The organism is Thiohalocapsa sp., assembly GCF_022340605.1.
GTDB lineage: Bacteria > Pseudomonadota > Gammaproteobacteria > Chromatiales > Chromatiaceae > Thiohalocapsa.
Genome location: NZ_JAJDNQ010000107.1, coordinates 1 through 12,690, shown reverse-complemented (window position 1 = coordinate 12,690; position 12,690 = coordinate 1). Strand labels below are relative to the sequence as shown.

Here is a 12,690-nt window from a genome sequence, read left to right as displayed (position 1 = left end):
GCCGAGCCCGAGCTCCCGCTGAGCTTTACCGAGGACACCGTCAGCAGCAGCATCCAGGTCAACCAGGTGGGCTACCTGCCGGCGGCCACCAAGCTGGGCTTCGTCGGCAACTGGCTCGGCGACATCGGCCCCATGCCGGTGGACGCGGACGGCTTCGAGGTGCTCGACGCCGACACTGGCGTTGTGGTGCTCACGGGCAGCCTGGCGCTGCGCGCCGCCGCCGACCCCAAAAGCGGCGAGGACGTCTACACCGCGGACTTCAGCTCGCTCACCACACCGGGCCGCTATCGGCTGCGGGTGCCGGGCATCGGCCTGTCTTATCCGTTCCGGATCGCCGAGGACGTCTACGCCGACGTCTGGCGGACCACGATGCGCGTCTTCTACCACAAGCGCAACGCCGAGCTGACGGCGCCCTTCGCCGACCCCGGCTTCGAGCGCGCCGGCATCGACCCGCTGCTGGACGCCATCAACCACCCGATCCTCGCCACCTACCCGCTCAACGCCGGCGAGGAGCCCTTCGCATACCGGCCCGTCACCGGCGGCTGGTTCGACGCCGGCGACTACGGCCAATACATCCACAACGCGGCGCCGGTGTGGGGCCTCATCGGGCTCGCCATGGATCTGGCGCCCGCCGGACACTTCACCGACGGCGAGCTCAACATCCCCGAAAGCGGCAACGGCATCCCGGACATCCTGGACGAGCTCGCCTGGGGCATGCGTTGGGCCATGCAGATGCAGGACACCGACGGCGGCGTCTACTGGCGCATCGCCAGCGCCAACTGGGACTTGGGCCTGCCGGCGGACGTGAGCGAGCCGCGCTTTCGCTACGAGAAGACCACCCGCGCCACGGCCCAGTTCGCGGCCATGGCCGCCATCTATGCCCGGCTCCTGGCGCCCTACGATGCGCAGGACGCCAACGCCGCGCTGCTCGCCGCCGAGCGCGCCTGGACCTTCGCCACCACCCAGCCCGTCTATCCGCCCGAGGGCGAGCTGTATCAGAACCCGGCCGAGTACCCCGGCGGCGGCACCTATGCCATGCGCAGCGCCAAGCCGGACCTGCTCTGGGCGGCCGCCGAGCTCTACCGCAGCACCGGCATCGGCGCCTACCAAGACGCCTACCGCGAGCTGCGCACCGAGACCAGCATCGACCTCAGCGGCGCCCCCTACACCACCTTCGCGCACTGGGCCATCGTCCAAGCGGGCACCCAGGCGGACTACTCCAACCGGGACATCCTGCAAGTGGAGTCCGCCCGCCGCGCCATCATGATCGCCGCGGACACCAAGCTGAACCGCGCCTGGCAGGACGCCTACCGCTCGCCGAAGCACCCCGCTATCCCGTTCACCGGCTGGGGCAACTTCTCCATCTCCCCCATCGGCGCGCTGGCACTGCTGCAGGGCTACCGGCTGAGCGGCGAGGCGGTATACCTGGACACGGCGCTGCAAGCGCTCGACATCATCCTCGGCGCCAACCCACAGTCCCAGGTATACCTGACCGGCATCGGCGCCAAGCCGGTGCACGACCCGCTGTGCCGCATCTCGCTGAGCGACGCCAACCCCGAGCCGATCCGCGGCCTCGCCGTCGGCGGCCCGACCTGGCACCTGAACGCCAGCCGCCAGCCCTTCATCGCCGCCAACGCCGCCTACTGGCCGCCGGAGCAGCCCGAGGTGGAAGGCGACTACGCCGGCGCGTACCCGGTGCTGCGCCGCTGGATCGACGACCACGAGCTGATCGCCATGAACGAGACCACGGTGCGCGAGTGGGCCGCGGTGGCGGTCGGCTTCGGCCTGGTCGCCGACGGCGCCGACCTGCCGGCACCCGCGGCAGCGCCCTACGCCTGGCACCCCGGCAGCGGCGGCACCACCACCCTCTACCGCCTGAGCGACCTGCCGGTGGCCGACGTGCCGCGGCTCACGCCCGAGCAGATCACCACCTTCGGCGCCGCCGCGCTGGATGCATCCGATGCCCACATCGCCGCGCTGACCCCGGCACAGGTGGCCGCAATCGACGCCCCCACCATCCGCTACTGGGTGGGCCGTCTGAGCCTCACGCAGCAACTCGCGCTGACGCCGGAACAGATCGCCGCGTTCGAGCAATGGAGCCTGTTCACCGCCCTGCCACCGCAGCAGGTGGCGCAAATCCCACCCGCCAAGCTGCCGCTGATCGGCGTCGAGCTGCGCAACACCGCCGACGCCTGGAAGGCGGCCATCACCCCCGAGCAGCGCCTGGCCATGACCGACCAGCAGCGGCAGATCATGGCCGCGGCCGGGTATTGAGGGGTAGCGCGCTCGGGCAGCGAGCGGCGCAATGGGCAACGACCGGTTCCCAGCTAGTCGTCCTGGAAGCGCTTCACGCAACGGCGCCCCGGGCACTGGGCAATGACCGCAAACTAGTGCATTTATGCGGAAGTGTTGAGACCACTCTCAACAGCCGCAGCCCCCGTGGGAGCGGCGTCTTCGCCGCGATCGGCCTCGCAAACGCACCTCGCGCCGGGGACGGCGCTCCCACGGCGCGGGCGCGGGTCTAACGCCGCTCGGGGCTCGTTGCGCCCGCCGACAGCCACGCCGAGTCCTCGCGCAGGATGCGCAGTCGTAGTGGAGGGCACCAGCATCGACCAGTGGGCGACACGGCGCCTCGCCGAGGCGGCACGATCCTGAGCAGCGCGGCCGGAACTCACGCACCGGGGTACGCCACGCGCTCAATCGGCCTTGCGCACCGCCACCATGACCTCGTTGCGGCGCATGAACCACAGCGAGAACGGCGAGTTGTATCGGGCGTAGACCGGCGTGCCGATGGGCTCGTAGCCCTGCTCACGGATGGCGTCCAGGAGCTTCTTCTCCTCGCGCCCGTAGCTGGACTCGGTCCAGCGCCCCGAGTACTGGCGCACCGCCATCAGCCGCGCCGGCTCCTGGCGCAGCTTAACGCGTGGATCATTCGGCTGCGGCAGCGTGTCCAGCGTGAAGCGCTGCGGCATCACGAAGCTCAGCACGTAGCGGTGGGCACCGGTGCCGGTGACGCCGTCCGCTGCGGCCGGCCGCTGGGTCACGGGCGCCGTCATCTCGATCTTCTCGCCCTTCGCTGGCTGCGCCTCGGGTGCTGGCTGCGGGGGCGCCGGCTGCTGCGTCACCGGCGCCGTCATCTGGATCTTCTCCTTGGCCCGGTTGTCGCCGAAGATGTAGTCCGCCAGGATGCGGAAGGCGCGGTTACCGGCCTGGTCGAAGCCCGCGTCCACCGTTGTCTCCGCCACCAGGTAGGGCGCGTACTGGCGCAGCTCGAACGCCGGAAAGGTCTGGACGACGCGATAGCTCGGTTCTTCGATGGCCATGGCGGTGGTGGCGGCAGCCCCGGTGAGCAGGAGTAAAGCGAGCGCGGCAACGCGCCGGATCAGGGTGGTACGCATCGGCTTCAGCTCGGGTGTCGTGGCGACGGTGGACATCGGGTCGAATATCGCGAAGGCAACGACAACGAACGCAAAGTAAGGACAAAAGCTGTAATAGTGCAGGCTCGCGGCGAGGGCCGCGGCGCGCATTGCGGGGCCCGTGGCCTGCGCTCGGTTCGATTCCTCAAGTCAAGCTGGTTAAACATACCGCCCTCGTCCGCAGCCTTTCCCTGATATTCAGCGCAGCCCGGCGCCGTGAAGCTGACGGGTGTACGAGCCCCGCGATGCACGGCCCGTGTGCCACGCTGCCGCGCCCGCGCCGCCGCACCGATCGAGCGTTCTGGGCCGATTCGCGGGCATCCACGGCCGCGGAGCTCGTCATCCATGGTCCGGACTCCGGCGTCCTGGCCCGATGTGACGTCGTTGGGGAGGTGCACGTCGAAGTGAATACATCCACGAGGAAAACACGCACGAGAACGCAACCATCCGCGCCGCCGCGCGCACACACACGCAGTCCGATGGCCACCGGGCTCAGACCGATCTCCCCGCATTGGCCAATCGCGCTGGCCATCCTGTGCGCACTGCTCAGCGCCTGTGCGACCGTCACCTACAACTGGAAGGCACCGGAGGTTCAGGTGACGTCCATTCAGCCGGAGCAGATCGGCCTGGGCGCGCAAACGCTGCGGGTGGGCCTCAACATCAAGAACCCGAACGACCGGACGCTGCCCATCAAGGCCATGACGTACACGCTCTCGCTGGACGGCACCCAGGTGGCGGAGGGCGGCGGCAAGCTGAACAAGCAGATCCCGGCCTTCGGCGAGGCGCCGGTGAAGGTGCTGGTGCTCGCCGACGCCGGCGCCGCGCTGCGGATGCTCCCGGCGCTGGCGCTCAAGTCTGGCCCCATCAACTACCACATCAGCGGCATCGCCACCGTCGCCGGGGTCGTGCCGATCCCGTACCGCTACAGCGGGAAGGTGAAGGTGGACGACCTGCTGCGGGCGGCGGGTCGCGCGCTGCCTTGGGGCTAGTGCTTCGCTGCGGAAATTCCGCGTCCGGGCTCCCTCGTTGCCGTTGCCGTTGCCGTTGTCGTTGTCGTTGTCGTAATCGAATATCCGCGCGATGAAGGCCATGATCAGGAGATCAAGCGGATGGCAGGTCGGGTTAGCGATCGCGTAACCCGACCATCAACGGCTGACCAACGCCAAGCGTCGGGTTACGCTGCGCTGACCCGACTACACCCTGCACCGAATACTTGCCGGGTCTCTGCGCGCATCCAACCTGCGACATTACGGCGCCGTCGGTCCGTCGTCGGATTCCCCGCTCTCCATTGCATCGGTGTAGCCCCTCGGCGGTGGCGTCCAGCCACGCTCGCTGCGGTCGTGCAGCAGGGTGCGATCGCGGGCGGTGAGCTCCAGCTCGGCCGCCGTGCGTGCGCGCACGCGCTCCAGCAGGGCGCGGTTCTTGGAAAGCTCGAGGTCCCGGTCCCAGAGCTCGTAGAGTTCTTCCAGGGTCTCCATGTCGTGCTTGCGGAAGGCGCGCTTGAGCTTCTCCACGTCGAACGGGTGCCGGCCGAGTGCCCGCAGCGTCGCCGCGCCCAGCTCCAGGGAGGCGTCGAAGACCTCGCGCAGGGCCACGTCGGCCCCAGCGGTGCGCAGCAGGTAGAGGTGATCGACGTCGAAGGCGCGCGCCAGGATACGCAGCCGCGGAAACTCGCGGCGCAGGTACTCCACCAACGTCACCGCACGGTCGCGGTCGTCGATGGCGACCACGAACGCCTGCGCCTGCTCGATGCCGGCGGCGCGCAGCAGGTCCGGGCGCGAGGCGTCGCCGAAATAGCTCCCGATGCCGATGCGGCGCATCAGCTCGACGATCGCCGCGTCGTGATCCAGCACCACGGTGCGCACGCCGGCGGCCATCAACAGGCGGTTCACCACCTGCCCGAAGCGCGCGCCCCCGGCGATGATGACGGTGCCCTGCTCGTCGATGGCGTCGGCCGGCTGTTCGGCGTCGCCGCGCAGCCGCGGCAGCACCAGGCACTCGTAGCCGATGAACAGCACCGGCGTCAGCAGCATGGACAACGCGATCACCAGCGACAACAGCTTGGCCTGCTCCGGCGCGATCACGGCATTGTGGGTGGAGAACGCGAGCAGCACGAAGCCGAGCTCGCCGACCTGGGCCAGCGACAGCGCGAACAGCCAATGGTCCGCCGCACGCAGCCGGAACAGCCGCCCGAGCACGAACAGGAGCGCGCCCTTGATGGCCATGACGCCGAGGGTCAGCGCCAGCACGGTGGAGAGCTGATCGCGCAGCACGCCGAAGTCGATGCCGGCGCCGACGGTGATGAAGAAGAGCCCCAGCAGCAGCCCCTTGAACGGCTCGATGTCGGATTCCAGCTCGTGCCGGAACTCGCTGTCCGCCAGCACCACGCCGGCGAGGAAGGTGCCGAGCGCCGGCGACAGGTCCACCAGCGTCATCAGCAGCGCAATGCCCACCACCAGGAGCAGTGCCGTGGCAGTGAAGCTCTCGCGCAGGTGCGACGATGCGATGAACCGAAACAGCGGCCGGCTCAGGAAGTGCCCACCCAGCACCACCGCCGCCATAGCGCCGAGCACCACCAGCGCGTAGGCCCAGCTCGACAGGCCCGCCACCAGGCTCATATCGGCGCCGTGCCCGCCCACGGCGGCCTGAACGGCACCAGCACCAGCAGCAGCAGCAGCGTGCTGGGCGACGCCGGCCATATGCGGGACCGCCAGCAGCGGAATGAGCGCCAGCATCGGGATCACGGCGATGTCTTGCAGCAGCAGCACCGCGAAGCTTGCCTGGCCGCCGTCGGTGCGGATCAGGCCCTTTTCGCTCAGGGTCTGCAGCACGATGGCCGTGCTGGAGAGCGACAGCACCAGCCCGGCCGCCAGTGCCGTCTGCCAGTGCTCCAGCAACAGCATGCCAATGGCGGCGATGGCGCCGGCGGTGGCCAGCACCTGCAAGCCACCGAGGCCCAGCAGCCGCGCGCGCATCTGCCACAGGAGCTGCGGCTTCACTTCCAGCCCCACCACGAACAGCATCATTACGACGCCGAACTCGGCGAACTGCTGGAGCTGCTCGGTCTCGCTGCCCACGACGTGAAACACCGGGCCAATGACGATGCCGGCGACGAGATAGCCCAGCACCGAGCCGAGTCCCAGCCGCTTGGCCACTGGCACGGCGATGACCGCCGCGCACAGGTAGACAAATGCCTGGAAGAGCATCCCGCCCATGGCTCAACCCTCCAGGGCGGCGCCCACCGCGCCCAGCAGGCCGTCGAGATCGTGGTTCAGCCGCGGCAGTGACGCCGCGCGGGCCATGTCCAGGCGCCCGTCGCGCAACGCCGTCAGCAGCCGCACCCAGTCCGCCACGTGGGCGTGGATGCGCCCCTCATCCACCGCGGTGCCGGCGCCGAACAGCGCGAACGGCGGCAGGTAGGTCATGCCGCACAACCGCGCGGTCTGCTCCAGCGGGCGCAGCAACTCGCGGATGCTGAAGTTGTGGTAGCCCGCGGCGCAGTAGGCCGCCTCGGCGCCGCTGGCGGTGATGGCCGAGAAGAACACCTTGCCGCGCAGCGCGGTGCCGCCGGCGCCGTAGGCGAAGCCGTGCTCCAGCACCAGGTCCTGCCATTCCTTGAGGATCGCCGGCGTGGAGTACCAGTACAGCGGATGCTGAAAGCAGATGACGTCGTGGCCACGCAAGCGCTGCTGCTCGCGGTCGACGTCGATCTCCAAGGCCGGATACTCGGCGTACAGGTCCACGAAGGTGACACCGTCCAGCCGGCGCGCGGCGGCGGCCATGGGCGCGTTGGCCTCGGAGCGAACCGGGGACGGATGGGCGAACAGCACCAGGATACGACCGGCGGTGGGCATCGCCACGATGGGTTCGGACGGAGTGAGCATGGAGACTCCCGGCGGATAGGATCAGCGGGCGTTCCAATCAGCGTATACCGGCACTCCGAGCAACATCCTTACGGTCGCACGGCCTGGCTGATCCGGGGGCAGATCGGGCGAGGCGAGTTACGGGGTCAGGCCAATCTGCGCGCTCGCTGTCGGGCTTCGCTTTCGCTCAGCCCGACCTACGCGCGCAGCGCGGTCTACGCGTCGGCATTCTGCGGTGGCGGCCCGTAGGCCAAGCCGGCCTCGTCCAGCGCCGCGCCGAGCGCCGCCATCGCCGCGTCGAGGTCGCCGCGGCCACGGAAGCCGAGCAGCACGTGTCGGTCCGCCGGGTCGTCGCCCATGTGCGGCAGGCTGAAGAGCTTGAGACCGGGAAAGGCCCCGTCCAGGCGCTCCATCAGTGGGATCAGGCGGCTCTCCGGCGTCCGCCACACGGCAACCGCCGCCTCGCCGCCCGGTGTCACGGCCGGGTAGTACCGCTCCAGCACCCACTCCGCCATGGGCCAGGCCATGCTCGGGAAGCCGGGCAGGAACCAGTGCTCGCGCAGCATGAACCCCGGCACCTGGTTGACGGGGTTCGGAATCAGCGTGGCACCCTCGGGCAGATCCGCCATCAGCACGCGGTGCGGGTAGGCGTCGGCGCCGAAGCGCCCTTCGATGAGCGCCAGCGCCTCGGGATGGCGGACCAGCCCGACGCCGGCGGCGGCAGCCGCGCACGCGCGGGTGTGGTCGTCCGGCGTGGCGCCGATGCCGCCGCAGCAGAACACCGGCAGGCCGGCGTCCATGGACGCCGCAAGCTGGCGAGTCAGCAGCGGCGGGTCATCGGGCAGGATCCAGCACCAGGCGAGGCCGTGGCCGCGCCCCGCGAGCATGGCCTTGAACACCGGCAGATGCTTGTCGGTGCGGGCGCCGGTCAGGATCTCGTCGCCGATGACAATGAGGCCGAATGCGCGGCCCGGGGCTGGCGCGGCGGTGCTCATGTACGCCTCTCGCCGACGGCCGGCAGCGGACTCGGCTGCGCGCGCCGGCAACAACGGGCATCGTGTCGGAAGCTGGGGCCGGCTGGTGCGAAGGCTGCTGCGAAAGCTAGGGCGAAGGCGAAGATTTGCATGGGCGCGGTGCGGCGTTGGGCGAGTTGGGACTCCATGATGCCGCAAACCCGGCATCGCTGCCGGCGGCCGCGGCCGTCCACGGTTAGTACGGCCACCGGACCAAGGGCCGTGCGCCGCGATGGCGCAGGGGCGACCTCTGCGGCGAGGCCGGCGCACCGACTTGGTGCGACGCCGATCGGCCATGCGTCACCCTGCGCCGTCAACTCGTCAGCCCGCCAACCGCGGGGGTTGCAGCGAGCGCAAACTTCAATGACCCCGAGCACGCCTGCCGACAGCCGCCACGAGCGGCAAGGCATGTTCTTTGCTTGCACAACTAGGGAAAACCCTAATCGGCCGGCTCCATGCACCAAGAAGCGCCAACCGTGCCGCATCCAGGACCCGTCATCAGTCGATAGAGACACCGTGAGGACACCCACACCATGAGCGCAGTCCCGCTCGAAGTCGTCGAAGCCATCGCCAGCGAGCAACCCGCCGGCAGGCCCGTTACCCCGCACGTCCACATCAGCCTAAACGTCCGCGGGCTGTCGCAGTCCTCCACCCTCGCCATCAACGAGCGCAGCGCGCGGCTGGAGCGCGAAGGCCGCAAGGTCTACCGCATGGGGCTCGGTCAGTCGCCCTTTCCGGTGCCGGCGAGCGTGGTGGAGGCACTGAAGGCCAACGCCCACCGAAAGGACTACCTGCCGGTGCGCGGGCTGGACGAGCTGCGCGAGGCGGTGGCTGCCTACCACGGCCGGGCGCAGGGCATCGCGCGGACCGCGGACGACGTGCTCATCGGGCCGGGCTCCAAGGAGCTCCTGTTCATCCTTCAGCTCTGCTTCTACGGCGACCTGCTGGTGCCCTCCCCGAGCTGGGTGTCCTATGCGCCCCAGGCGGCCATCGCCGGGCGCCAGCACCGCTGGATCGACACCCGCCGCGAAGACGGCTGGCGCCTGACGCCGAAGAGCCTGGACGCCATCTGCCGCGACGACCCGGACCGCCCGCGCATCCTGATCCTGAACTACCCCTCCAACCCCCTCGGCGTCACCTACAGCATCGGCGAGCTCCGCGCCCTGGCGCGGGTCGCGCGCCGCTACGGCCTGGTGGTGCTGTCGGATGAGATCTACGGCGAGCTGCACCACCACGGCCAGCACGCGTCCATCGCCCGCTGGTATCCGGAGGGCACCATCATCTCCGGCGGCTTGAGCAAGTGGGCGGGCGCCGGCGGCTGGCGGCTCGGCACCTTCACCTTCCCGCCCGAGCTGCGCGGCGTGCTGGACGCCATGGCCGTGGTCGCCAGCGAGAGCTTCACCAGCGTCAGCGCGCCCATCCAGCACGCCGCCATCACCGCCTTCAGCGGCGGCCCGGACATGGAGCTGTACCTCCAGCGCTCGCGGCGGGTGCTGCGGCAGATCGGCCCCGCCATCGCCGCCCGGCTGCGCGCCGCCGGCTGCGACCTGGACGACCCGGAGGGCGGCTTCTACCTCTTCCCGGACCTGAGCGCCCTGCGCGAGCGCCTCGCCGCCCGCGGCATCCACGACGCGCGCCTGCTCTGCGAGCGGCTCCTGGAAGACACCGGCGTCGCCGTCCTGCCCGGCAGCGACTTCGGCCGCTCCCCGGCGGAGCTCTCGCTGCGCCTCGCCTACGTCAACTTCGACGGTGCCGCCGCACTGCAAGGCGCCGCCGCCCTCAACGACGACGCCATCGCCGACGCGGATTTCCTCGACGCCTACTGTGCCGACTGCATGGCCGGCATCGAGCGCATGGCACGGTGGTTCGAGGCGCTCTGAGCGGAAATACGGAGTACGGGGCTCCCGTAGGTCGGGCCGACGCAAGGAGGCCCGACGCGGCCGTCGCCCACGGTGCGGCGTGCGCGGTGCGCAGTGCGCCGCCCCCGTGGGTCGGGCCGACGCGGCCGTCGCGCAACGTGCACGGCGCACACCCGACGTTGCCCGCAAGAAACGCCCCCGGGTTTCGACCGCCCCAGCATTTGTTCTAGGCTTGCGCCGCCGGAAACCCCACCGAGGCCACGTCTTTGCCCCCACCCGCAGCCGAATCGTCACCCGCCCGCCCGCCCGGAGCCGCGCTCTTGTTGGTGCTCGCCGCCCTCCTGTCACTGCCCGCCATCGCCACCGCCGTTGCGCGCTTCGACGTCGGCGCCTGGTCCGCCATGGTCCCCGATGACCCCGCCGAGCCCTGCGAGCTCACCACCGGCGGCTACGACCACGCCGCGAGCGAGCAGGAACCGCTGCTGCTGATCGCCCTGTATCGGGACAAGCCCGCGGCACCGCTGCGGGTCAACGTCATGGCCGACACCGCGCTGACCCAGGCGGAGCTGCTGCGCGCCGACGCCCGGTTACGGGTCGACGGCCCGCGGGCGCGCACCGTGGCGCTGCTGCCGGCGGCCATCGTCGAGACCGAGCGCGAGACCCGCGTCACCTTCCGCCCGCGCTTCGCCGGCGGCGAGCAGGCCGGGCTACGCGATCTCGTCGAGGCGATGCGCCGCGGCCAGCGCGTCACCGTCGAGATCAACGGCCGGGCGCTGGAGCCGGGCTTCTCGCTGCGCGGGCTCAATGCCCTCTGGCAGCGCGCGGTACCCGACTGCGAGCCGCGCCCCTGACGACGCGCGCCCGCTGCTCGCGCCCAGGCGCCCGAGACCGGGCAAGAATCCGCTGCGGGGTGGGCAAAGCGATCGCGTGGGCACGAGGGTATGACGCAAACCGCCCGAACGATGGGCACGCTGCGCTTTGCCCATCCTACGCCCAGGGAGGCTTGGCCTCGAACCGACGAGTCGTAATCGTCGCCTTGGCACGTTGGGCAGCGCTCATCGTTGTCATTGTCGCAATCGCTGCCCACGATCCGACGACGATTAAGACTGCCACCGCGGCGCGTACCGAGACCGGTCTCCCGCGAACTGCATCGCGTCGGCGCCGAGGGGCTCGCACCCTGATCCCGTTGCGGCCTATGCTGGACGCACCCGCCATTAGCTCACCGCGCCTCACCATGCCCGCCGCCCGCCTGGATGCCCGCTTCAAGCAGGACACGCTCTACGTCTTCGCGGTGGACGAGACCCAGCTCATCCGCGCCTGGCCGGACCTGACCGCGGTGCGCAAGCACGACCGCGCCGCGCGCTGGGCGGCCTTCGAGCCCGATTACCCGCTGATCCGCCCCTACCGGCCGCGGCGCAAGCCCAAGCGCGCCACCGCGCCCGCCACCGACCCGCGGCAGCTCACCCTGGCGCTGGAGCTGGCGGCCGGCGCCCCGCCCCCGCCGTTACCGGCGCCGAAGCTGACGCCGGCACAGCGGCGCAAGCGGGCCTTCGATGCCTTCCGCTTCACCTGCCCGAAGCCGGTGGCGCGGCGCGTCGAGCCCTTTCGCGGCGATCACCTGCCGCTGCTGCGGCTGCTGCGGGCATTGGGCGAGCGCGGCGACCTGTTTGACAGCAACCCGGCGCTGGGCTATTGCCTGGCGCTCGCCTTCCGGCAGACCTTGGCATCGCCGCAGCCGGAACGTGACCAGCATCTGGAGCGGCTCGTGGCGCTGAAACAGGCGGAGATCATGGCGCGGCTCGAACTGCCCGACAGCAAGCGCGCCGTGAAGGCCATGGCCAAGATCCGCCCGGGCGCGATGAGCCGTGAGCTGGTGGGCGGGCTCAAGCGCCTGCTGGCCGACGACGCCGCGCTGCGGGTGATGGGGCACCTGCCGGCCCTAAATCTGGGCGTGCTGACGCTGCTGCTGGACCCGCAGCTTCGCGCCCTGGCCACGCCGGTGCTGTTCGAGGCGGTGCTCGCCGATAAGCAGGAGGACCACTTCCCCTTCGCGGCGCGGCGGCTCGCGGACATCCAGCAGATGGCGGACGCGCTGGGCACGGACATCTCGCGGCGGCGCTTCCGCGAGCGCAAGCGCCTCGACGCCCTGTTTCAGGATCTCGCTCGCGACTACACCCGCCTCGACGATGCACGCCTCGAAGGCTGTCGCTTCCCACCGCCGCCGGTGCTCGGCACCGACGCCATCGTGCCACTACGAGCCCCCCGCGCGCTGGTGGAGGAAGGCCACAAACAGCACAACTGCGTCGCCGGCTACGCCGAGCGCGTTGCCGGCGGCGACACCTACATCTACCGCGTCTTGGCGCCACAGCGCGCGACCCTGTCGCTGGTGCGCTGGTCCGGCGGTCGCTGGCAGATCGGCGAGCTGCTGCGCGCCGGGAATCATCCGGTGAGCGCGGCGACGCGGCGGGCGGTGACGGAGTGGTTGGAGGCCGCGAGGCTTTAGGGAGTGCGGAGTGCGGAGACAGACGCCACCACTCAA

Annotated in this window: 9 protein-coding genes; 5 read left to right on the top strand and 4 right to left on the bottom strand. The window is 70.4% G+C overall.

Features of this window, described 5'->3' with window-relative positions; translation table 11 throughout:
* The coding region (locus LJE69_RS13980; protein ID WP_296926067.1) for a glycoside hydrolase family 9 protein at positions 1-2,274 on the top strand (2,274 nt) is incomplete at its 5' end.
* 422 nt (positions 2,275-2,696) lie between these two features.
* Here LJE69_RS13980 and LJE69_RS13975 read toward each other — a convergent pair.
* Entirely contained in the window at positions 2,697-3,527 is an 831-nt protein-coding gene (locus tag LJE69_RS13975; protein WP_296926065.1) for a heme-binding protein, read from the bottom strand.
* A 368-nt stretch (positions 3,528-3,895) separates the two neighbouring features.
* Between LJE69_RS13975 and LJE69_RS13970 the strand changes: the two genes are divergently transcribed.
* On the top strand, positions 3,896-4,405 hold the full coding sequence (locus LJE69_RS13970) for an LEA type 2 family protein (protein ID WP_296926063.1): 510 nt from the start codon (positions 3,896-3,898) through the stop codon (positions 4,403-4,405).
* Positions 4,406-4,663: 258 nt separating this feature from the next.
* Here the strand turns inward: LJE69_RS13970 and LJE69_RS13965 are convergent, their stop codons facing one another.
* From LJE69_RS13965 to LJE69_RS13955, 3 genes are all read right to left on the bottom strand, one after another.
* Positions 4,664-6,631, bottom strand: a complete 1,968-nt coding sequence (locus tag LJE69_RS13965; protein ID WP_296926061.1) for a cation:proton antiporter — start codon at positions 6,629-6,631, stop codon at positions 4,664-4,666.
* 3 nt (positions 6,632-6,634) lie between these two features.
* Positions 6,635-7,300 carry an NAD(P)H-dependent oxidoreductase gene (locus LJE69_RS13960; protein WP_296926059.1) on the bottom strand — a complete coding sequence of 222 codons (666 nt, stop codon included), beginning with the start codon at positions 7,298-7,300 and terminating at the stop codon, positions 6,635-6,637.
* 194 nt (positions 7,301-7,494) lie between these two features.
* Entirely contained in the window at positions 7,495-8,274 is a 780-nt protein-coding gene (locus LJE69_RS13955; RefSeq protein ID WP_296926057.1) for a molybdopterin-binding protein, read from the bottom strand.
* A gap of 551 nt (positions 8,275-8,825) precedes the next feature.
* Between LJE69_RS13955 and LJE69_RS13950 the strand changes: the two genes are divergently transcribed.
* The 3 genes from LJE69_RS13950 to LJE69_RS13940 all read left to right on the top strand — a co-directional run bounded on the left by LJE69_RS13950 (position 8,826) and on the right by LJE69_RS13940 (position 12,654).
* A complete protein-coding gene (locus tag LJE69_RS13950; protein ID WP_296926055.1) occupies positions 8,826-10,172 on the top strand; it encodes an aminotransferase class I/II-fold pyridoxal phosphate-dependent enzyme in 1,347 nt (448 codons plus the stop codon).
* A 245-nt stretch (positions 10,173-10,417) separates the two neighbouring features.
* On the top strand, positions 10,418-11,002 hold the full coding sequence (locus tag LJE69_RS13945) for a hypothetical protein (protein ID WP_296926053.1): 585 nt from the start codon (positions 10,418-10,420) through the stop codon (positions 11,000-11,002).
* Positions 11,003-11,346: 344 nt separating this feature from the next.
* Positions 11,347-12,654 (top strand): PcfJ domain-containing protein, encoded by a 1,308-nt coding sequence (locus LJE69_RS13940; protein WP_296926051.1) that lies wholly within the window; start codon positions 11,347-11,349, stop codon positions 12,652-12,654.
* Positions 12,655-12,690: the final 36 nt, after the last annotated feature.